This is a genomic window from Ferruginibacter sp., from assembly GCF_028288465.1.
Taxonomy (GTDB): Bacteria; Bacteroidota; Bacteroidia; order Chitinophagales; family Chitinophagaceae; genus Ferruginibacter.
Genome location: NZ_JAQBNR010000011.1, coordinates 59,227 through 79,670, shown reverse-complemented (window position 1 = coordinate 79,670; position 20,444 = coordinate 59,227). Strand labels below are relative to the sequence as shown.

At 40.7% G+C, this 20,444-nt stretch carries 21 protein-coding genes; 17 read left to right on the top strand and 4 right to left on the bottom strand.

The genetic code is table 11. The features are described from left to right. Window positions 1-53: 53 nt before the first annotated feature. A complete protein-coding gene (locus tag JWR61_RS04160) occupies window positions 54-671 on the bottom strand; it encodes a hypothetical protein (RefSeq protein WP_301926591.1) in 618 nt (205 codons plus the stop codon). Window positions 672-906: 235 nt separating this feature from the next. On the opposite strand from JWR61_RS04160, the gene JWR61_RS04155 reads away from it, so the two are divergent. The 5 genes from JWR61_RS04155 (at window position 907) to JWR61_RS04135 (ending at window position 8,818) form a co-directional block, all read left to right on the top strand. Next, window positions 907-1,548 carry a TetR/AcrR family transcriptional regulator gene (locus tag JWR61_RS04155; RefSeq protein WP_301926590.1) on the top strand — a complete coding sequence of 214 codons (642 nt, stop codon included), beginning with the start codon at window positions 907-909 and terminating at the stop codon, window positions 1,546-1,548. 1 nt (window position 1,549) lies between these two features. Then, a complete protein-coding gene (locus tag JWR61_RS04150; RefSeq protein WP_301926589.1) occupies window positions 1,550-2,887 on the top strand; it encodes a TolC family protein in 1,338 nt (445 codons plus the stop codon). Between the two features lie 10 nt (window positions 2,888-2,897). Beyond that, complete coding sequence (locus JWR61_RS04145) at window positions 2,898-4,139, top strand: efflux RND transporter periplasmic adaptor subunit (protein WP_301926588.1); 1,242 nt, start codon at window positions 2,898-2,900, stop codon at window positions 4,137-4,139. Between the two features lie 213 nt (window positions 4,140-4,352). Beyond that, window positions 4,353-7,958, top strand: coding sequence for an efflux RND transporter permease subunit (locus JWR61_RS04140; RefSeq protein WP_301926587.1), 3,606 nt, complete (start codon window positions 4,353-4,355; stop codon window positions 7,956-7,958). Window positions 7,959-8,287: 329 nt separating this feature from the next. Further along, a complete protein-coding gene (locus tag JWR61_RS04135) occupies window positions 8,288-8,818 on the top strand; it encodes an NADPH-dependent FMN reductase (protein ID WP_301926586.1) in 531 nt (176 codons plus the stop codon). Here JWR61_RS04135 and JWR61_RS04130 read toward each other — a convergent pair. Further along, on the bottom strand, window positions 8,815-9,792 hold the full coding sequence (locus tag JWR61_RS04130) for a GlxA family transcriptional regulator (RefSeq protein WP_301926585.1): 978 nt from the start codon (window positions 9,790-9,792) through the stop codon (window positions 8,815-8,817). The two genes, JWR61_RS04135 and JWR61_RS04130, sit on opposite strands and share 4 nt — an antisense overlap. 162 nt (window positions 9,793-9,954) lie before the next feature. On the opposite strand from JWR61_RS04130, the gene JWR61_RS04125 reads away from it, so the two are divergent. The 11 genes from JWR61_RS04125 to JWR61_RS04075 all read left to right on the top strand — a co-directional run bounded on the left by JWR61_RS04125 (window position 9,955) and on the right by JWR61_RS04075 (window position 16,637). Beyond that, on the top strand, window positions 9,955-10,395 hold the full coding sequence (locus tag JWR61_RS04125) for an SRPBCC family protein (protein WP_290340579.1): 441 nt from the start codon (window positions 9,955-9,957) through the stop codon (window positions 10,393-10,395). A gap of 41 nt (window positions 10,396-10,436) precedes the next feature. Further along, on the top strand, window positions 10,437-10,829 hold the full coding sequence (locus tag JWR61_RS04120) for an iron chaperone (RefSeq protein WP_301926584.1): 393 nt from the start codon (window positions 10,437-10,439) through the stop codon (window positions 10,827-10,829). Between the two features lie 399 nt (window positions 10,830-11,228). Further along, window positions 11,229-11,648 carry a VOC family protein gene (locus JWR61_RS04115; RefSeq protein WP_301926583.1) on the top strand — a complete coding sequence of 140 codons (420 nt, stop codon included), beginning with the start codon at window positions 11,229-11,231 and terminating at the stop codon, window positions 11,646-11,648. A gap of 24 nt (window positions 11,649-11,672) precedes the next feature. Further along, window positions 11,673-12,059 carry a DoxX family protein gene (locus JWR61_RS04110; RefSeq protein WP_301926582.1) on the top strand — a complete coding sequence of 129 codons (387 nt, stop codon included), beginning with the start codon at window positions 11,673-11,675 and terminating at the stop codon, window positions 12,057-12,059. A gap of 11 nt (window positions 12,060-12,070) precedes the next feature. After that, window positions 12,071-12,274: a DUF4287 domain-containing protein gene (locus tag JWR61_RS04105; protein WP_301926581.1), complete on the top strand. Its 204-nt coding sequence runs from the start codon at window positions 12,071-12,073 to the stop codon at window positions 12,272-12,274. A 181-nt stretch (window positions 12,275-12,455) separates the two neighbouring features. Next, window positions 12,456-12,866: a hypothetical protein gene (locus tag JWR61_RS04100; RefSeq protein ID WP_301926580.1), complete on the top strand. Its 411-nt coding sequence runs from the start codon at window positions 12,456-12,458 to the stop codon at window positions 12,864-12,866. 94 nt (window positions 12,867-12,960) lie between these two features. Beyond that, the gene (locus JWR61_RS04095) at window positions 12,961-13,755 is read left to right on the top strand and encodes a TIGR00266 family protein (protein WP_301926713.1); all 795 of its coding nucleotides are present in this window, start codon (window positions 12,961-12,963) and stop codon (window positions 13,753-13,755) included. A 108-nt stretch (window positions 13,756-13,863) separates the two neighbouring features. After that, window positions 13,864-14,199, top strand: coding sequence for a helix-turn-helix transcriptional regulator (locus JWR61_RS04090; RefSeq protein ID WP_301926579.1), 336 nt, complete (start codon window positions 13,864-13,866; stop codon window positions 14,197-14,199). A gap of 18 nt (window positions 14,200-14,217) precedes the next feature. Beyond that, entirely contained in the window at window positions 14,218-15,066 is an 849-nt protein-coding gene (locus tag JWR61_RS04085; RefSeq protein WP_301926578.1) for an arsenite methyltransferase, read from the top strand. Between the two features lie 22 nt (window positions 15,067-15,088). Then, entirely contained in the window at window positions 15,089-16,165 is a 1,077-nt protein-coding gene (gene arsB, locus JWR61_RS04080; RefSeq protein WP_301926577.1) for an ACR3 family arsenite efflux transporter, read from the top strand. Between the two features lie 46 nt (window positions 16,166-16,211). After that, complete coding sequence (locus JWR61_RS04075) at window positions 16,212-16,637, top strand: arsenate reductase ArsC (protein ID WP_301926576.1); 426 nt, start codon at window positions 16,212-16,214, stop codon at window positions 16,635-16,637. A 65-nt stretch (window positions 16,638-16,702) separates the two neighbouring features. On the opposite strand, the gene JWR61_RS04070 is transcribed toward JWR61_RS04075, so the two are convergent. Beyond that, window positions 16,703-17,458 carry a Bax inhibitor-1/YccA family protein gene (locus tag JWR61_RS04070; protein ID WP_301926575.1) on the bottom strand — a complete coding sequence of 252 codons (756 nt, stop codon included), beginning with the start codon at window positions 17,456-17,458 and terminating at the stop codon, window positions 16,703-16,705. A 277-nt stretch (window positions 17,459-17,735) separates the two neighbouring features. Here JWR61_RS04070 and JWR61_RS04065 point away from each other — a divergent pair, with 277 nt between their 5' ends. After that, window positions 17,736-19,592 (top strand): 2-oxoacid:acceptor oxidoreductase subunit alpha, encoded by a 1,857-nt coding sequence (locus tag JWR61_RS04065; protein WP_301926574.1) that lies wholly within the window; start codon window positions 17,736-17,738, stop codon window positions 19,590-19,592. A gap of 243 nt (window positions 19,593-19,835) precedes the next feature. Here JWR61_RS04065 and JWR61_RS04060 read toward each other — a convergent pair whose 3' ends face one another. After that, on the bottom strand, window positions 19,836-20,246 hold the full coding sequence (locus JWR61_RS04060) for a helix-turn-helix domain-containing protein (protein ID WP_301926573.1): 411 nt from the start codon (window positions 20,244-20,246) through the stop codon (window positions 19,836-19,838). Between the last annotated feature and the right edge of the window lie 198 nt (window positions 20,247-20,444).

Genomic DNA, 20,444 nt, shown 5'->3' with positions numbered 1-20,444 from the left:
GAGGAATTGGAGTATTATAATAGCAATATTATTTCAAATTATTTCACCGCTATTTAACGCACATAAAAATAATAATCTGCGCCGGCAGGCGTAACGCCAGCCCCCCCGGGATATAAATAATAATGCTGATTGGTAGTATTAAACAATTGATAGTAAAAAGAGGCTTTGGGACAGGCATTGCCATTTCTATAAACGTCTATTGCCTTCACCATGTTAAACCGATAAGTCCCGCTGCTTCTTGGTATCATGGCAAGTTTAAACATATACTTATGACCCAATTCCTGAAACGAATATTCTTTTAAAAGTTGCGTATTTGGTGAGCCCAATTCTTTGCCAAAAACAAGTTTAAATGTAAAATCGTTGACCACATCCTTTAGCTCGACAGGCGACGCATTTACAACTTTTACAAATCCCATCTCGGTGCCCAAATTATTTGCATTACTAAAATCAACTATTTCATTTGTCTGATCCAAAAGGGAAGAGGAAAAATTCATTTCTGCCCATATTGTATCGCCAATATTAATAGAATCTTTGTCGGGATAGACTTTTGCATCCACCTTAAAAGCATAAGAATTTCCCGTACATCCCACCACATCTTTGGTACAGCGGCTATATATTGAAACTATGCCTATTGATACAACTAAAACAATTGCAATGGCTTTAGTACCCATGTTGTTGAATAAATCTATAATCTACGGATAGATGAAGGATAATTAAAATTATATGATAACAAATATTTTCCGAAGGTATTCAATTGAACATCGTAGCAATCAAAAATAATTTATTTGTTCCCTCACCTGGAAAATCTGCAGGCCCTACTTAACATGAAAAAATTGTTATGAATGGTTTTAAAAAAGGATGGAAACTTTGGTTACATAAAAAGTTTCCGTAGTTTTGCGTTTCATTATGGCAGATATAGAAACAGGTGAACGGATTCAGCAAAAAGCGCACGGGCTTTTTATGCAGTTTGGCTTACGCAGTGTAAGCATGGATGATATTGCCAACAGCCTTGGCATCAGTAAAAAAACAATTTACCATTATTATGCCGATAAGGATGAACTGGTAGATGCCGTGATTGACGCAGAGTTCAGGAAAAATGAAAGTATTTGTGAATACGACCGGGTGAATTCAAAAAACGCCATTGACGAAATATTTATGGCCATGGACAAGGTGGTGGAAATGTTCAGCACCATGAACCCATCACTGGTATTTGATATGCAGAAATATTTTCCAAAAGTGTTTCAAAAATTTCATTCGCATAAAAATGATTACCTGTTCAACGTAATCCGCACGAATGTAGTCAGGGGAATCAGGGAAGAATTATACAGACCCGAACTCAATATCGACATCATTTCAAGGTTCAGGGTGGAAAGCATTATGATTCCTTTCAACCCCGAGTTTCAATCAAAAATGAAACACAATATGGCAGAGATTGAAGAAGAATTTATTATTCATTTTCTTTTTGGAATAGCTTCTCCCAAAGGATATAAAATGATTGTAAAATATCAGCAGGAGCGACTTAATAAAAGTAAAGATGCAACAAAATAATATGAGAAAACTAACAGGAATAATGATCGCGGCATTGCTAATGATTGGCAGCATCGTGAAGGCACAACAGGTAAATCAATTGTCGGCAAAACAGGCTGTAGAATATGGGTTGAAAAATGCAGTACAGGTCAAAAACGCATTGCTCGATATATTGGTACAGCAGCAAACCAATAAGGACATTACAGCAGCAGCTTATCCGAGTATAAAAGCAACAGGGGCATTTAATGATTACTTAAATATCCCCACCTCGTTGTTGCCCGGTGAATTTTTTGGCGCACCGGCTGGCACTTTTATACCTGTAAAGTTTGGAACAAAATATTCTGCCACCGGAGGCATATCGCTTAACCAGACAATTTTTGACGGCCAGGTATTTGTTGGTTTACAGGCCCGCAAAACCAGCATTGACCTGAGGGTAAAAGCTGCTGAGGTTACTGAGGAAAACATCAAAGCCAATATTTATAAAATTTATTACCAGCTGGTGGTAAGTAAAACGCAGATTGAGTTATTAAATGCCAACATTTCCCGGCTGGAAAAACTGTCGCACGACACAAAAGAGATTTACAAAAACGGCTTTGCTGAAAAAGTGGATGTTGATAAATTAACCGTACAGATAGCCAACCTGGAAACGGAAAAATTAAAGGCGCTCAACAGCATCGCCAATGGATATGCAGGTTTAAAAGTATTGATGGGTATGCCAATGAAAGACAGTCTTCAACTAACGGACACCTTGAGTGAAAACGAATTAAAAGAAAACATTTTAGAAAGTTCAAACTATCAGTACAGCGACCGTAAGGAATATCAACTGGCTGAATTAACCAGCAAATTAAATGGCTTTAATATAAAAAGGTATCAACTGAGCCAGATACCAACCTTAAGCTTTAACGCCAATTACAGCAAGCAGGCGCAACGTACACAGTTTGATTTTTTTAAACGCAGCGGAGATTGGTTTACTACCTCTTTTATAGGTTTTAATCTTACCATTCCAATCTTTAATGGCTTTAGTACAAGGGCTAAAATAGCAGGAGCAAGGCTTGCGTTGCAACAATCGCAAAACCAACTGGAAGCGCAAAAGATAAGTATCGACAACGATGTAACAGCTGCTAAAAATAATTTTATTACGGCTATTGCCACCATCGATTATCAGAAGAAAAACATGGCCCTGGCAGAAACGGTGTATGAGCAAACCAAAAAGAAATACGAAGTAGGTACCGGAAGTACGACAGAAATAAATACGGCACAGGTTGATTTAAAAACGGCGCAAACAAATTACATCAGCGCTCTCTATGATGCCATTATTGCCAGGATTGATTTTTTAAAAGCAACGGGCAAGCTGAACTAAATATAAACTCATGATCAATAAAACTAACAACGTGAATAAAATAATGAACCATACAACCATGAAACAATTTGTAGCGATACCAGCTGCTGCATTGATATTATTGTGCAGTTGCGGCGATAGTAAAAAAGACAGCAATGCAAATTTGAATGATAAAAAAGCAGCCCTTGAAAAATTAAAAGGCGAAAAAGATAAACTGGATTCAAAGATTACCAGTCTTGAAACGGATCTTGCTAAAATTGATACCAGTGCAGCAGCACAACAAAAAGCAAAACTGGTAGCAGTGCAAACTTTAGCTACCAGTGACTTCGCTCACTACATTGAACTGCAGGGACGAATTGATGCTGAAAATGTAAGCTATGTTACGCCACGTGGTGCACCCGGACAAGTAAAAGCTATCTACGTAAAGCAGGGCCAGCAGGTAAAAAAAGGCCAGCTGTTATTGAAGCTGGATAATGCGGTAGTGCAGCAAAACGTAGTAGCAGCAAGACAAGGCCTGGAAAGCATTAAAACGCAGCTGAGCTATGCAAAAAACATTTACCAGCGCCAGAAAAATTTATGGGACCAGGGTATTGGCACTGAAGTGCAATTGATTACTGCAAAGAACAATGTAGCTACTTTGGAAAACCAATTACAGGCCAGTGAAGAAAATGTAAAGGCTGTGCAGGAACAAGCCAACACCTCCTTGGTATACAGTGATGTTAATGGCATTGCCGACCAGGTAACGGTAAAGATGGGCGAATCATTTGGCAGCCCCGGGTCTGGTGTTATAAAAATTGTAAACAACAGCCAGCTGAAAGTCACCGGCAATATTCCTGAAAATTATCTCGGCTCTGTAAGTAAAGGAAGTCCTATAATCATTCAGCTTCCGGATGCCAACAAAACGATTAACGCCAATGTAAGTTTTGTAGGCGCTTCTATTGATGTCATCAACAGGGGATTTGTTGTGGAAGCAAAACTGCCTGCTGACCCATCGCTTAAACCAAACCAGATAGCCCTGATGAAGATCAAGGATTATGGAGCATCCAATACCATTGTTGTTCCGTTGAACACATTGCAGAACGATGAGAAAGGAAAGTTTGTGATGGTGGCAACTACCGAGAATGGTAAAATGATTGCGCATAAAAGAACCGTGAATATTGGCCAGTTGAATGGCGATTCGCTGGAAGTAAAAACAGGTTTAAAAGCCGGCGATGTATTGATTACTGAAGGATTCGGGAGTTTGTACGAAGGGCAGTTAGTGACGCTGAAATAATTCCTCCTTCTCCTGAAGGGGAGCCAAAGACAGTTCACCATTCAATTTGAAGGCGTTCCACAGTGGTTTGGTGTACAAGGGAGTGACACAACGATGATGACATGAAATACTGAAGCCCGGACAGACAAATTCATAAAAGTAACATCAGGAACAAGACACATAAAACACAATCGCACCAACTCTTTTTGGAGATCGGGCGTAAAACTAATTTGTATGAGTTCAATAGAAAAAATTAAAAACAAGTTTAAAGAATTTAAACCAACCTCCTGGAGTATCGGCAACAAAACCACCATCTACCTGGTGATGTTGTTTGTATCGCTGATGGGAATTTACCAGTTTGTTACTTTACCCAAAGAACAGTTTCCGGATATTGTGATACCGACTATTTATGTACAAACAATTTATGTAGGTAACTCGCCAAAGGATATAGAAAACCTGGTTACAAGGCCCCTTGAAAAACAGATAAAGGGTATTACCGGTGCCAAGATCAAAAAATTTACCAGCACGTCACAGCAGGACTATTCTGCCATAGTTGTAGAGTTTGATACAGATGTTAAAACCGACGTGGCGCTGCAAAAAGTAAAGGACGCCATGGATAAGGCCAAGCAGGATTTACCAACAGATCTTACCCAGGTACCTACGGCTTTGGAGGTAAACCTGAGCGACGTACCGATTATGTATGTAAACATGAGTGGCGATTATGACATGACCCGGCTGAAAAAATTTGCGGACGATTTAAAAGATAAACTGGAAGATGTGCCACAAATTAACCGCATTGATATAGTTGGAGCTCCTGAACGGGAATTTCAGATTAACGTAGACAACTACCGTATGCAAACCGCAGGCGTAACCTTTGATGATATCGCAAATGCGGTACAAAGGGAAAACATGGATATCTCCGGAGGCTTGCTGGACGTGGGTTCTATGAAACGTAACCTGCAGCTGAAAGGCCAGTTTAAAACCAAATACGATATTGAAGAAGTGCTGGTGCGCAACACAGGCGGTGCGCCGATTTATTTAAAAGATATTGCCGTTATAAAAGACACGACAAAGGATGCCGAAAGTTTCGCCCGGCTGGATGGCAAAAATGTGGTTACACTTAACATTATTAAACGCAGCGGCGAAAACCTGATTGAAACAAGCGATGGTATTAAAAAAGCAGTAGCAGAAGCGAAAGGTGTTTTATATCCTGAAGATTTAAAAACGGTCATCACCGGCGATCAAAGCATTAAAACCAGGACTTCATTTAATGACCTGGTAACTTCCATCATCATCGGTTTTATTTTGGTATTGATTGTACTGATGTTTTTTATGGGGGTAACCAACGCCTTCTTTGTGGCGCTGTCTGTACCGTTGAGCATGTTCCTGGCATTTGTATTTTTACCAGGTGCGGATCTCATCGTAGGCACCCATGTTACACTCAACTTTATCGTGCTGTTTGCGTTATTATTTGGCCTCGGTATTATTGTGGATGACGCCATTGTTGTAATAGAAAATACCCACCGCATATTTGTACAGGGGGCAGGAAGAATGACAATTAATACCTCAGCCAAAATGGCTGCAGGCGAAGTCTTCATACCGGTATTAGCTGGTACGCTCACAACGCTGGCGCCTTTCTTTCCACTGCTGTTCTGGCCTGGAATTATTGGCCGCTTTATGGTGTATTTACCAACCATGCTCATCTTTACGTTAGCAGCATCACTGGTAGTTGCGTTTATAATGAATCCCGTTTTTGCAGTAGACTTTATGAACCACCCCGAAGGTGAAGCGAAAGAACCAAAATCAGCGATCTTTAAAAAACCTGCTTTTTGGATTGCCGTAGCAGCCGGTGTTTTACTGGATGTTACCGGGTTTACCTTCCTGGGCAACCTGCTCATTTTCTTTATGCTGCTGGTGGTATTAAATAAATATTTTCTTACAGATGCCATTCATTATTTTCAAAACCATGCATTACCATGGATTATGGGGCATTACGAAAATTTATTACGCTGGGCATTAAAGGGCTGGCGGCCGGTGCATCTTTTATTAGGTACCGTCGGGTTGTTAATAATTTCGGTAATTGTATTTGTATTATCAATACAAAGCGGACGTGTAGGAATCGCATTTTTTCCAAAGGCAGATCCAAACCAGATTTTTGTGTACCTGAAATTGCCCGTAGGTACCAGTGTAGAGTATACCGATTCGGTGACCCATCTGCTCGAAAAAAGAGTGAACAGAGTGTTGGGCGTAGATCCCGAAACCAACAAACAAAATCCCATTGTTGAGAGTGTCATCAGCAACGTGGCCATTGGCGCAGGCGACCCTTCCAGCGGCGACAGGAGCACACGAAGCGAACTGGGCCGTATACAGGTATCATTTGTAGAATACGAAAAAAGACATGGTAAATCAACCAAACCCTATCTTGATGAGATACGGGCTGAAATGAAAGGCATACCAGGTGCTGAAATAAGTGTTGACCAGGAAAGCAGTGGTCCGCCTACTGATCCACCGATAAACATTGAAGTGTCCAGTGAAGATTTTGATGGCCTGGTGAAAACGGCGGTTAACCTTAAAAATTATTTAGACTCTATACAGGTGCCCGGTGTAGAGGAATTGAAAATGGATGTTGATTTAAACAATCCTGAAATAACATTGACTGTTGACAGGGAGCGTGCATTGATACAAGGAGTGTCTTCGGCCCAGATTGGCCAGGCAATCCGTACCGGTTTATTTGGCCGTGAAATATCAAAAATTAAAGAAGGAAAAGACGAATATAAAATTCAGTTGCGCAACAATGAACTGCAGCGAAAGGATTTAAGCAACCTCTTAAATATGCGGGTATCTTTCCGCGACATGGCCGTTGGAGGAGCTGTAAAAAATATTCCCATCAGTGCACTCGTTAAAATAGAACCCACCAGTACGTTTGGAAGTATCAAACGTAAAAATCAAAAACGTGTCATTACACTGCGCAGCAATGTGCTTACTACAAAAGGATACAATGCCACTTCTGTAAATGCCATTATTACCAACTACATTAATGCCTTTAAAGGAAAAGCAGACGGTGTTACAATTAAACAAACCGGGGAAGGCGAACAACAGGCAGAAACAGGTGCCTTTCTTTCAAGAGCCCTGGCTTATGCATTAGGGTTGATTTTACTGGTACTGGTAATACAATTTAACAGTGTGAGCAAACCGATTATCATTCTTACCGAAATTATTTTTAGTGTAATAGGTGTGCTCCTTGGCTTCGCCATAACTGGTATGGAAGTGTCTGTTTTAATGACCGGTTTGGGTATCGTAGGTCTTGCCGGTATCGTGGTAAAAAATGGCATTTTGGTGATAGAGTTTGCAGATGAATTAAGAGGTCGCGGCATGAAAACAAGGGAAGCAGTAATACAAGCCGGTAAAACACGCATCATCCCGGTATTGTTAACCGCCCTCGCAGCCATCCTTGCTTTTATCCCGATTGCAGTAGGTTTCAACATTAACTTTGTCACGTTGTTTTCCGAATTAAATCCGCACATTTATTTTGGTGGCGATAACGTGGCATTCTGGAAACCATTGAGCTGGACGATCATCTTTGGTTTGGCATTCGCCTTCTTTATGACCCTGGTAATTGTACCCGCGATGTACCTGATTGCTGAAAGATTAAAACGCCCGATGCGCAATATGTTCGGCGGTAAATGGATCAGCTTTATGGGCATACCGCCATTGATATTTTTGTTTATGCCGCTGATGATTATCACTGCCTTCCGGCACAACAGGGATGTGAGACGCAGAAAAAGAAGATTACAAAATGATACCGCCTCCAGCAAAACCTGGAACGGAAGCTGGTTATAAATCAGAAGTTGTTTACAAAAATGCCGCCTGCGAATGGCGGCATTTTTTATGCATTCAATTTGGGACTGTGAACATTCATTTTTCCCTGTGCTGTTGTTCCTGCTATCCGTTGCAAGCCCTCCCCGACCGCTGGCCGGGTTTACAACCGTCGCCAGGGTTACTCCCGCCATTCGTCTCCTATCCGGCAGCCATTGGGCAGTTGATTATGGCCGGGCTTTTTGAGATTTTTTGTTAAGGTTCAACAAGCAGGCATTTAACACACAGATTTTATTGAATAAAATTATTTCATAGTATTTTGCAGTCGACATCGCATTTCAAAATATAACAGCATGAATATTGCAGCCATTTCAGGAAGTTTAAAGTCAACTTCCTCCAACACAAATATCCTGAAAACCATTGCCGCATTAGCACCGGAAAACGTACACATCAGCATAGTAAACGGGCTTGAAAAGCTACCCCACTTTAGTCCTGATATAGAAGCAGGCGATAAATTTGTAAATGATTTCCGTAAACAAATTAGCAAGGCGGCTGGCGTTATTTTTTCAACGCCGGAATATGCATTTGGAATACCCGGCTCATTAAAAAATGCATTGGATTGGCTGGTATCATCCGGTGAGCTCAATGAAAAACCAATTGCAGCAATCAGTGCTTCTCCGCTCTATTCAGGTGGTGATAAAGCACTCGCTTCTTTACTGTTAACCCTTACCGCATTGGGCACCAGGTTCGATGCACAATCTTCTATAAGTATTGGCAACATCAAAAATAAAATGAGCCCCGACGGCACCATAACAGATGCGGCAACTATCCAAGCGCTGCAATCCCTTTTAAATAATTTAATGGAGAAAATAAGCCAGTCTTAATTTACTGCGGGCTTGTTATATTTATTACGGTATTCAATTGGCGTAAGCCCGGTAATTTTTTTAAACACTGTTCTGAAAGCCTTGGTATCGGTGTAACCCACGTCATACATTACCTGGTTAATATTCTTCAGGCTGCTTTCAAATTTTCTTTTAGCGGCTTCAATTTTTACCCGCTGAATATATTCTACCACTGTATTATTCGTGGCTTTTTTAAACCTGCGTTCAAAACTTCTTCTTCCAACGGCTACCATGTCCGCCAGCTCATCCACCGTAATTTTTTCCTGGTAATTGTTTTCTATAAACTCCTGTGTGGTTATAATTTCCGCATCTTCATGTTCCTTCTGTCCCTGGAACATCATAAACGATGACTGGCTGTCGCGGTCAATATCAATTGCAAAATATTTGGAGGCCAGTATAGCAGTATCCCGGTCAGTATATTTTTCAACCAGGTACAATAACAGGTTCCAGTAAGAGGTAGCACCACCGCTTGAATAAATACCTTGTTCTTCTGTAATAATACTGCCATCCACCAGCTCTACTTCCGGAAACATTGTTCTGAAATCGTTGGTCATATTCCAGTGTGTAGAACATTTTTTTCCTTTCAGTAAACCGGTAGCTGCCAGCAAAAAAGCACCCACACAAAGCGAAGCCACTTCCGATCCGTTGTTATATTGTTCAACAATCCACGGCAGCAAACCCTTGTTCAATTCAATGGCTTTTTCCATATTACCACTTACCGCCGGAATAAAAATGAGGTCGGTCTTTTTTACATCCTTTAGCAGTGCATCTGTGTGTACGGAAAAGACGCAGTTGTCTAATTTAATTTCCTTTGAAAGCCCCACCAGTTGCACATTAAACAGGGGTTCCTTACCAGCCACCTGCAGAAACTGATTCACTGCTTTAAACATGTAATGCGGATCGGCAACGGCTTCTATCACAGCGGTTTCCGGAACAAGTATAGAGACATTTTTCATGCAACAAATATAGGCAGCTTAATTGTCGTAATCAACCCCTCCTAATGTCGTTTTTACACTTGAATTTTCGTTGGCAGAATTGCATCTTTGTATTGTAAAAAAATTCAACTACTCTTTTCATCTGCAGGCTTTAAAAGTGCCGGCAATTAAAAATCACACAACATGCAACAGACTGATTCAACAACAGCAGAAAAAATCATCATCACCGTAGAAACTACAATTGATGCTCCAATAGAAAAAACATGGGAATGCTTCACAGCACCAGAGCACATCGTAAAATGGTGCCAGGCTTCAGATGACTGGCATGCCCCAAAAGCTACCAATGACCTCCGTACCGGTGGCAAATTCTTAACCCGTATGGAAGCAAAAGATGGATCGATGGGTTTTGATTTTGAAGGCGTCTACACCAACGTTCAGCAATACCAAACCATTGAATATGGAATTGCAGACGGCAGAACTGTAAAAGTTGATTTTGTAAAAGAAGGCGACAAATGCAAAGTGATTGAAAGCTTTGAAGCAGAAACAACCAATTCGCCCGAGATGCAAAAGGGAGGCTGGCAGGCCATACTCGATAACTTTAAAAACTATATAGAAAGCATTTAATTTCAGGATCTATTTTTCATTATTATAAATAAAAAGCCATCATGAAAATCGCTGCAACAAACATCGACAATTACATTTTAAACCAGCCGGCAAGTGCACAGGCAAGTCTTGAAAAGCTGCGCCAGACCATCAAAGCCGTCGCACCGGAGGCTGAGGAAATTATCAGTTATGGAATGCCTTCTTTTAAATACCATGGCATGCTGGTTGGGTTTGCTGCAGCAAAAGAACATTATGGATTTTATCCCTGGAACTCAACAACGGTAGAAGAATTTAAAGAAGATCTGAAGCCTTTTGGTACTTCAAAGGGTGCCATCCGCTTTCCTGCCGATAAGCCGCTTCCGGTTGCGTTGATAAAAAAAATAGTAAAAGCGAGGATGAAAGAAAACCTGGAGAAAGAAAAAAGTAAAAGCATCAAAAAGACAAAATCAAATTGATAAAGTTATTCCCGGATGCAAAGTTTTACAGGTCGAAAAGATAAAATACCCGTTCCCCACCACTCATAAATCTGGCACGGGCAAGCCTTTGGTAATCAGGGTAACCTGCGGCGAAATTGCAGATTAGTTAAACGCAAAGATATCATAGAGGTTTTCAGCACCAACATTCATTGTCCTGAAAAGGCAAGCAGACTAATTGAAGAAATCCATCAAACTTTCACTGGCTATAAGGCAAATTTCGACCTTTCAGATGGCGACAAAATATTAAGAGTGGTTTATGGTACGCAGCAATTCGAAGCTCTTCATTTTAAAAATTGGCTTACAACCAAAGGTTGCACAGCTGAAATTTTACCTGACTTTTAAAGGCTGCTGGATAATTTTTACGGTAAATAAAATACTATGTCAAACATCAACCCTTACTTAACCTTTGGTGGTAATTGCCGCGAAGCCATGAGTTTTTATAAAGATGTGCTGGGCGGCGAATTAAAAATACAAACAATCGGAGAATCGCCGATGGCGGATAAAATGCCACCGGATATGAAGGATTATATTTTACATGCACAGCTTTCTAACGGTTCATTATTGCTGATGGGGTCTGACATGGTAAGCGAACAGGGCTTGCATAAAGGCAATGCGGTTTCCCTGATGCTGGCATGTGAAAGTGAAGCTGCCATAAAAGATTGTTATAAAAAACTTTCGGCTGAAGGGCAGGCATCGCATCCGTTGGAAAATACATTCTGGGGCGCACTCTTCGGTGATCTTACAGACAAATATGGCAATCATTGGTTGCTCAATTTCGATAAGAATCAAACACTTTAATTTTCAATCTAAAAACAACACAATATGAAATCTGCTAAAATTATTTTCTGGGTAAGTACTACGCTAATCTTTTTGTTTGAGGGCGTAATGCCTGCATTGACTTCCCAAACAGAAATGGCAAAAGAAGGCATACGGCATTTAGGTTATCCTGATTATTTTGGCGTGATGCTTACCGTATTTAAAGTATTGGGTGCATTGGTATTGATTATACCACAAATACCTGCACGGGTTAAAGAGTGGGCTTATGCCGGATTTACCTTTGATTTTCTAAGCGCCTTTTTTAGTAACTGGGCTGTGGACGGTTTAAAAGGCGCTGCATTTTTTCCGTTGATTGTGCTGGCTGTTTTAATCGTTTCCTATATAAATTACCACAAAATAAACGACAGCAAACTAAAACCGCTCAGCTTATAAATTTTAACCTCATGTCATTCCAGGCTTACATTGATAATATAAAAGCAAAGACAGGTAAATCGCCTGCAGATTTCAAACAACTTGCCGAAAAAAAAGGTTGGCTGAAAGAAGGTGTAAAAGCAGGCGAAATTGTAAAATGGCTGAAAGAAGATTTTGATTTGGGGCATGGACATGCCATGGCGATCTATGCCAGTTTTAAAGGAAAAACCGCTTAATCATTCAGCAAATAATAATTAAAAATGAAATTTAGAACACCCCTTTTCCAGGCAGGCAAAACGGCTACCGGCATAGTTGTTCCGGATGCAATAGTTCAGCAATTCGGTGCAGGCAAAAAGCCATGCAGACGTTAGGGCGATAACAGTGGCGGCAATTAATCATTTTCATAAAAATTTTAAAATGGAAATTTTTGTTATAGAAGAAGATATCAACGTACTGTGTCAGCAGGCAGATTCCTTCCCGCAGGGTGTTTTGAAGGCACATAAAATATTACACAACGAATTGCCTGACACTGATCGAAGAAAATTTGCAGGTATTTCATATCCTGGTAAAAATGGTGCTATTATTTATAAGGCTGCTGCCGAGGCTATGTATGACAATGAAGCTGAGCAAACAGGCTTTGAATCTTTCACCATAAAAAAGGGAAATTATATCAGTGAATTCATTGCTGATTTTTGTGACGATACTACCGCAATTGGCAACGCATTTAAAACCCTGCTTGCATACCCGGGCATTGATCCGAATGGCTATTGTCTTGAAATGTATACCTGTGATAAAGACGTGCGTTGTATGGTTCCCCTGACTGCTTAAAGTGTGGCCAAATAAAAATTACAGCAGGTAAAATAAGCTGATAATAAACATGCAATATTTATTCAGCTCTGTATCTTTATAAAAAAATTATATGATTTCAAATCACGAAATTGACTACAAAATTTTTGGCGAGGAATTACAGTTTGTTGAAATTGAACTGGACCCCAACGAAACCGCTATTGCTGAAAGTGGTGCATTTATGATGATGGAAAACGGCATAGAAATGCAAACGATATTTGGCGATGGCAGTCAGCAGCAGGATAATAGTTTGCTGGGTAAATTATTCAGTGCGGGCAAGCGTTTACTGGTAGGTGAAAGTTTGTTCATGACCGCATTTACCAATGTTGGGCAGGGCAAAAAGAAAGTAAGTTTTGCCGCGCCTTACACCGGCAAAATTGTGGTGTTCGATTTGAAGGAATTAGGTGGAAAAATCATCGCACAGAAAGATGCTTTTTTATGCGCTGCCAAAGGTGTAAGTATAGGTATCGAATTTCAGAAAAGACTAGGCACCGGTATTTTTGGAGGCGAAGGTTTTATCATGGAAAAACTGGAAGGTGATGGACTGGCCTTTGCACATGCAGGTGGTTATGTAATAGAAAAAACACTGGCGCCCGGTGAGATATTAAAAGTGGATACAGGTTGTGTAGTAGCGTATACTCCGGGCATTGATTTCGATATTGAATTTATCCGCGGTATTAAAAATTGGATGTTTGGTGGCGAAGGTTTGTATTTTGCCCTGATGACAGGACCGGGAAAAGTATGGTTACAATCTTTACCCATCAGCAGGCTGGCAGGCAGAATTATACGGTACGCACCACAAATGGGTGGCAGAAAAGAAGAAGGCAGTATTTTAGGCGGCCTTGGTAATTTACTGGATGGAAGGGAATAAAAAACAAGCTTTTATACTGAAAGCCTCACTGCAGAGTGGGGCTTTTTTATTTTTTATTTGGAAATTGAAATTGATTAATCGTATATTTGCGATATAAGATTAAAGATTATGGCTGTTCATAAAAAAGAAGAATTTACCCAGAAGGAACAGGACCTGGCAGCTTTTGCAAAAGCATTGGCCCACCCTGCCCGTATTGCAATTTTAAAAGTGCTGGCTCAACGAAACGAATGTATTTGCGGAGAGATTGTTGAAATATTGCCGCTGGCGCAATCCACCGTATCGCAGCATTTAAAAGAATTAAAAAGTGCAGGCCTCATCAATGGAAGCGTTGATGGTCCACGCAGTTGCTATTGCATTAACTGGAAAGCATTTGAAAAATTTAACCAGGAATTCAGCTGGCTGTTCACCAACCTGAAAATCAAAAACGAAAAATCATGTTGTTAACTTTTTAAAATAAATGATATGCAAACAGAAAATGAATTAAAAGAAATGGTAAGACAGAAATACAGCGAAATCGCCTTACAGGATAAAGCCACCAACCAATCCAGTTGCTGCGGTGCTGGTGGCTGCAGTACCGAAGTGTACAATATTATGAGCGATGACTATACTACGCTGGAAGGCTACAATCCGGATGCAGACCTGGGTTTGGGCTGCGGCTTACCAACTGAATTCGCCAAAATAAAAGAAGGCGATACGGTGATTGATCTTGGCAGTGGTGCAGGCAACGATTGCTTTATAGCAAGAAGGCAGACCGGCGAAAAAGGAAAAGTAATTGGCATCGATTTTACAACCGCCATGATTGATAAGGCAAGGGCGAACGCTGAAAAAATTGGCTTTCACAATGTAGAGTTCCGGCAGGGTGATATTGAAAAAATGCCGGTTACATCAGGCATTGCAGATGTGGTAGTGAGTAATTGTGTATTGAACCTGGTGCCGAATAAAGAGGCAGTGATTAAAGAAATTTTCAGGGTACTGAAACCCGGCGGTCACTTCTCCATTTCAGATATTGTACTGGAAGGCGAGTTGCCGGCTAAATGGAAAGAGGTTGCGGAAATGTATTCAGGCTGTGTTTCCGGGGCTATTCAAAAGCAGGTTTATCTTGACTTTATTGGTGCTGCAGGTTTTACAAATATTACACTGCAAAAGGCTAAACCCATCATTATACCGGAGGATATTTTAAGCAATCATTTTAGTGCTGAAGAAATCAATGAATACAAAACCGGTGGGGCAAGACTAACAAGTGTTACGGTATATGCAGAAAAGCCTGCTACAGAAAAAGCGACTTGTTGCGAACCCGGGTGCTGCAATTAATTATTTATCATCAACACAAAATATGGCCTCAAATAATTGTGCTCCGGCAAGTGAAAGAAAACAACTGGGCTTTTTAGACAGGTACCTTACAGGCTGGATCTTTATAGCCATGGCTGCGGGCGTAGCCATTGGCTATTTCTTTCCGTCTTCATCCAAATTTATTAATTCCTTTTCCACCGGCACTACCAATATTCCATTGGCCATCGGGTTAATCCTGATGATGTATCCGCCCTTTACCAAAGTGAGGTATGATCAACTGCACGTAGTTTTTAAAAACACAAAAGTTTTGGGTGCTTCTTTATTGTTAAATTGGGTGATAGGTCCCGTACTGATGTTTTTCCTGGCTATCATTTTTTTGCATGGCTATCCCGAATACATGATCGGATTAATACTGATCGGGCTTGCACGTTGCATTGCCATGGTAATTGTATGGAACGAACTGGCAGAAGGTAGCAGGGAATATGCCGCAGGGTTGGTGGCATTGAACAGTATTTTCCAGGTATTGTTATACAGCGTTTATGCCTATGTTTTTATTACTATTTTACCACCCTTGTTTGGCATTACGGGCTCTGTTGTTGACATTAGTATCGGGCAAATTGCAACAAGCGTTGGCATCTACCTTGGCATTCCTTTCGCAACCGGTTTTCTAACACGTTTTTTTCTTTTAAAAGCAAAAGGAGCTGACTGGTATCAAAATAAATTTATTCCTTTTGTTTCGCCCATTACACTCATTGCCTTGTTGTTTACCATCGTTGTAATGTTCAGTTTAAAAGGCGAACTGATTGTTCAGATACCGCTGGATGTTATCAGGATAGCGATTCCGCTGGTAATTTATTTTGCCACCATGTTTGTCATTAGCTTTTTCATTGGCAAAAAAATGGGGGCTGATTATTCCACCAATGCTTCGATCGCATTCACAGCCGCAGGCAACAATTTTGAACTGGCGATCGCTGTAGCGATTGGCGTATTTGGTATCAACAGTGGCCAGGCATTTGCAGGCGTTATCGGTCCGCTGGTTGAAGTTCCGGCTTTAATCGCACTGGTAAATGTGGCGTTCTGGTTCAGAAAAAAATACTATTTAAAATCAGCCGTTCAGTAACAAAAAACAACACCATCTACCTTAAATAAAAACATACCATTTAGTGATGAATAATTCTTCTACAGAAGCAAACAAAGTGCTGCCAAAGAAATTACTTTTTGTCTGCATCGAAAACAGCAACCGTTCTCAAATGAGCCAGGCCTTTGCAAAAATGATTGGCGGCGAAAATGTGGAAGCTTACAGTGCAGGCAGTAAACCAAGTGGCGTTGTAAACCCTAAAGCCATTGCGGCCATGAAAGAACTGGGTTACGATTTAAGTACACACGACAGTAAAAGCCTGGACGAAGTAAAAGCATTTGCACCTTTTGATGCAGTGGTAACAATGGGTTGCGGCGATGCCTGTCCATGGATGCCCGCCAAACAATTTATTGATTGGCAGATACCCGATCCCAAACACATGGCACCAGAACAGTTCAACGAAGTGCGGGATTTTATAAAAGGAAAAGTGAAAGAACTGATAGATAGTCTGTAACAAACAAAACGGCTGACTCAATTTAAAGAGCCAGCCGTTTTTAATTATATAATTTTAAAAACTGGTTATTTCCTGTCGCTCAGTTTTGCCAGTAGTCTTAATATCTCCAGGTACAACCAAACAATGGTTACCATTAACCCAAATGCACCATACCACTCCATGTATTTTGGGGCGCCGGCCGCAGACCCCTGCTCAATCATATCAAAGTCTAAAATAAGATTTAGTGCGGCTATTACCACCACCACTAATGAAAACCCAATGCCCATTAAAGACCCTTCATGCAAAAAAGCAATGTCAACGTTGAACATTCTCAGCACCATTGCAATCAGGTAAAAAATGGCGATGCCTGCTGTTGCCATAATAATCACGGCTTTAAATTTTTCTGTAGCCCTGATGATTTTAAAGCTGTATAAAAAATACATAGCGGCAGCGGTACCAAATGTCAGTCCCACTGCATTCATTACAATACCGGGTGCTTTGGTTGCAAACGCATCATTGTACATGGCTGAGATGGCGCCTAAAAAAAGGCCTTCCATCAAAGCGTATAAAGGAGCAAGATAACCGGACCATTCCTTTTTAAAAATAATTACAAAGGCAAGAATTAAACCACCGATTAAACCGGTCCAGATAAGTGGCTGCACATTTCCTCCGCGGGCGTATTCTTTCCATGAATAAAAAGCCGAACCCATTAGCATCAGCAACATAAAGCCAAACTTGTTGAGCGTTCCCTTCATCGTCATGGCGTCGCTGTTGGCGCCAACAAAAACCGATTGAAAATTTTTCTCTGATAAAGCTGGATTACCTGATTTGAATAGAGACATAGTTGTTGTTTTTTAGGGTGTAAAATTAATTCAATTTATAACAGTCTCTGTAATTGATTTATTGTAGTGCTGTTAATTTTTCTCTTCAGAAAATGTCATGCTACGAATTTTTAGTGTTTTAATAATTTGCGCATTATCCAATATTTTTTTGCAATCAGCGTTGGTGAATTGGCTAATTTTGCGACAATTCTTCCTCTTTGCTGCCCAATATATAAAGATCAAAAGCCAGTTGGCACAAATAGAAATGGTTGTAACTTGCAGTAATTTATAAAAACATATGAGATCAGACCAGGTTTTACCCGAAGTAGTAATCAAATTTGCAGGCGATAGCGGCGATGGTATGCAATTGACCGGAAGCCAGTTTACCAACAACACTGCCTTGCTGGGCATTGACCTGGCAACTTTCCCCGATTTTCCGGCCGAGATACGTGCCCCCATCGGTACTGTTCCGGGCGTGAGTGGCTACCAGTTGCGCTTTAGCAGCGACCGTATTTTTACTCCCGGTGATGCCAGTGACGTACTAGTAGCAATGAATGCGGCTGCCTTAAAAGTGAATTTAAAAACCCTTAAAGCGGGCGGTATTATTATTGCTAACATAGAAGGTTTTGATTCAAAAAACCTGCGTCTTGCCAATTATCCGGAAGGTGTTAATCCATTGGAAGATCATAGTCTTGACAGTTACCAGCTGATCAAAATGGATGTTACCAAAATGACCCGGGAAGCCCTGAAGGATTTTACCATGGGCATGAAGGAAAAAGACCGTGCAAAAAATATGTTTGTACTGGGCTTTTTATACTGGATGTACAACCGGGATATGGAGAACACCATCCAGTTTATAAAAGAAAAATTTGGAAAGAAACCAGAGATTTTTGAAAGCAATATAAAGGCCTTGCAGGCTGGTTTCAATTACGGAGATACTACTGAAACTTTCACCACCCGTTATACGGTAGAGAAAGCAAAAATGGAATCAGGCACTTACCGGTCTATCATGGGGAACCAGGCTTTATCCTACGGCTTAATCGCCGCCGGGCAAAAAAGTGGTCTGCCTTTATTTTTAGGCAGCTACCCTATTACACCTGCCAGTGATATTTTACATGAGCTGAGTAAGTATAAAAATTTTGGGATTAAAACCTTCCAGGCGGAAGATGAAATAGCTGCGATTGCTTCCAGCATCGGTGCAAGTTACGGTGGCAATCTTGCTGTTACAACAACCAGCGGCCCGGGTATGGCATTAAAAGCAGAAGCAATGGGGCTGGCGGTAATGCTGGAGATTCCTTTGATAATAATTAACATACAACGCGGAGGACCAAGTACGGGTTTACCTACCAAAACAGAACAGAGTGATTTGATGCAGGCTTATTATGGCCGCAATGGCGAATGCCCGATGCCCATTGTATCTGCATCAACTCCGAGCGACTGTTTCAGTGCAGCGTATGAAGCAGTTAGAATCAGTCTGCAACACATGACGCCGGTAATTTTGCTAAGTGATGGATATATTGCCAATGGTGCCGAGCCATGGAAATTTCCATCTGCTGCCGAATTACAGGAAATAAAAGTGTCTTATGCATCTCAAAACAATGCTTCGGACCTGGATGCCAATGGCAAATTTCAACCTTATAAAAGAGATGAAAGACTGGTTAGGCCCTGGGCGATACCAGGCACACCGGGCCTTGAACACCGGGTAGGCGGTTTGGAAAAACAAGACGTTACCGGTAATATCAGTTATGATACCGAGAACCACCAGCACATGGTGAAGACCAGGCAAAAAAAGGTAGACCTGATTGCAGAACATATACCGGAACAGAAATTAGACAGCGGGGCTGAAAAAGGAAAGGTGCTGGTACTGGGCTGGGGAAGCACCTACGGCACCATTAAAAGTGCCTGCAAAGACTTACAGGACAAAGGCGTTGAAGTATCTCATGCTCACCTCAGGTATATCCGTCCTTTCCCAAAAAACCTGGGCGATATCATCAAAAACTTCGATCATGTTTTAATACCTGAAATCAATAACGGGCAGCTCGTAAAAATTATCCGCGATGTATATTTTGTTGATGCGAAACCGTACAATAAAATAATGGGTATCCCAATTACAAAAGCTGAATTGGTGGATGAAATTAATAAGTTGATTGCCTGATGATTAATAGCTGATGGCTGATATTAATGCGCTCAAAAATTGAGCGCCTTTTTTTGTCAGTGAAGGTATCTTTCCTGTGTTACTTGTAACTATTCTTTAATCATCGAGATTCTTCCAGTAGTTCCATGTTGCAGACCTTTCATTTGTTAATAACTTCCAACACAGGAAAGCTTCATTATACAACACATTGACCTTCCCTATTCCTGCGTCATGGTGAGACCTATGTTTTGCAATTGCAATGGCCTACTTACCTCCACTCAATTTCTCTATAATACCCGATTGTTGCTGTAGTAGCTTTTGCTGTATATCCAACGTATTTTTTAAAGTAGTTATTTCAGCATCTCTGGCGGCTACAATTCCGTCCACCAACTCTTTTTGATAATTGAAGACTGTTTCAGCATTTATCCAACTGTTTACAGTACCGTGGTTATTTGCGACTTCATTGAAGTTTACTACAATAGGGTCATCCTTCATAATTGCAAGTGGCGACACATCCAATATACCGGCAATTTTTTCCAATACATCAGTAGCCAGCCTTGTTCTGTTAGTTTCTATTTTACTGTAGCTGGCTGGCTCCATGTTGAGTTCCTGCGCCATTTCAGCCTGACTAAGCCCTTTTTGTTTTCTATAGTATCTAATTCTTTCGCCGTACATATGGGTAGTTATTATAATCTTAAAAGTAGTAAAATTATTCTAAATAGGATTTTATTTTTGAATAACTTTTAACCACCTTTATTTCACAAAACATTCTAAAGTATTCCTACTTAAAATATTTGTATCCAGCATTTCACTGCAATTTTTTAATAAATATATTTCGATGGCCGTCGGATAAAGGGAGTATGCTGTATGCCC

What these genes read in the sequence shown, in the direction of transcription:
- JWR61_RS04115 (WP_301926583.1), top strand. Translation starts at nt 11,229, where the DNA reads ATGTCAAACATCAACCCTTACTTAACCTTTGGTGGTAATTGCCGCGAA.
- JWR61_RS04130 (WP_301926585.1), bottom strand. Translation starts at nt 9,792, where the DNA reads ATGAAAAATGTCTCTATACTTGTTCCGGAAACCGCTGTGATAGAAGCC.
- JWR61_RS04075 (WP_301926576.1), top strand. Translation starts at nt 16,212, where the DNA reads ATGAATAATTCTTCTACAGAAGCAAACAAAGTGCTGCCAAAGAAATTA.
- JWR61_RS04145 (WP_301926588.1), top strand. Translation starts at nt 2,898, where the DNA reads ATGATCAATAAAACTAACAACGTGAATAAAATAATGAACCATACAACC.
- JWR61_RS04070 (WP_301926575.1), bottom strand. Translation starts at nt 17,458, where the DNA reads ATGTCTCTATTCAAATCAGGTAATCCAGCTTTATCAGAGAAAAATTTT.
- JWR61_RS04105 (WP_301926581.1), top strand. Translation starts at nt 12,071, where the DNA reads ATGTCATTCCAGGCTTACATTGATAATATAAAAGCAAAGACAGGTAAA.
- JWR61_RS04110 (WP_301926582.1), top strand. Translation starts at nt 11,673, where the DNA reads ATGAAATCTGCTAAAATTATTTTCTGGGTAAGTACTACGCTAATCTTT.
- JWR61_RS04160 (WP_301926591.1), bottom strand. Translation starts at nt 671, where the DNA reads ATGGGTACTAAAGCCATTGCAATTGTTTTAGTTGTATCAATAGGCATA.
- JWR61_RS04065 (WP_301926574.1), top strand. Translation starts at nt 17,736, where the DNA reads ATGAGATCAGACCAGGTTTTACCCGAAGTAGTAATCAAATTTGCAGGC.
- JWR61_RS04100 (WP_301926580.1), top strand. Translation starts at nt 12,456, where the DNA reads ATGGAAATTTTTGTTATAGAAGAAGATATCAACGTACTGTGTCAGCAG.
- JWR61_RS04090 (WP_301926579.1), top strand. Translation starts at nt 13,864, where the DNA reads ATGGCTGTTCATAAAAAAGAAGAATTTACCCAGAAGGAACAGGACCTG.
- JWR61_RS04125 (WP_290340579.1), top strand. Translation starts at nt 9,955, where the DNA reads ATGCAACAGACTGATTCAACAACAGCAGAAAAAATCATCATCACCGTA.
- JWR61_RS04120 (WP_301926584.1), top strand. Translation starts at nt 10,437, where the DNA reads ATGAAAATCGCTGCAACAAACATCGACAATTACATTTTAAACCAGCCG.
- JWR61_RS04155 (WP_301926590.1), top strand. Translation starts at nt 907, where the DNA reads ATGGCAGATATAGAAACAGGTGAACGGATTCAGCAAAAAGCGCACGGG.
- JWR61_RS04085 (WP_301926578.1), top strand. Translation starts at nt 14,218, where the DNA reads ATGCAAACAGAAAATGAATTAAAAGAAATGGTAAGACAGAAATACAGC.
- JWR61_RS04150 (WP_301926589.1), top strand. Translation starts at nt 1,550, where the DNA reads ATGAGAAAACTAACAGGAATAATGATCGCGGCATTGCTAATGATTGGC.
- JWR61_RS04140 (WP_301926587.1), top strand. Translation starts at nt 4,353, where the DNA reads ATGAGTTCAATAGAAAAAATTAAAAACAAGTTTAAAGAATTTAAACCA.
- arsB (WP_301926577.1), top strand. Translation starts at nt 15,089, where the DNA reads ATGGCCTCAAATAATTGTGCTCCGGCAAGTGAAAGAAAACAACTGGGC.
- JWR61_RS04135 (WP_301926586.1), top strand. Translation starts at nt 8,288, where the DNA reads ATGAATATTGCAGCCATTTCAGGAAGTTTAAAGTCAACTTCCTCCAAC.
- JWR61_RS04060 (WP_301926573.1), bottom strand. Translation starts at nt 20,246, where the DNA reads ATGTACGGCGAAAGAATTAGATACTATAGAAAACAAAAAGGGCTTAGT.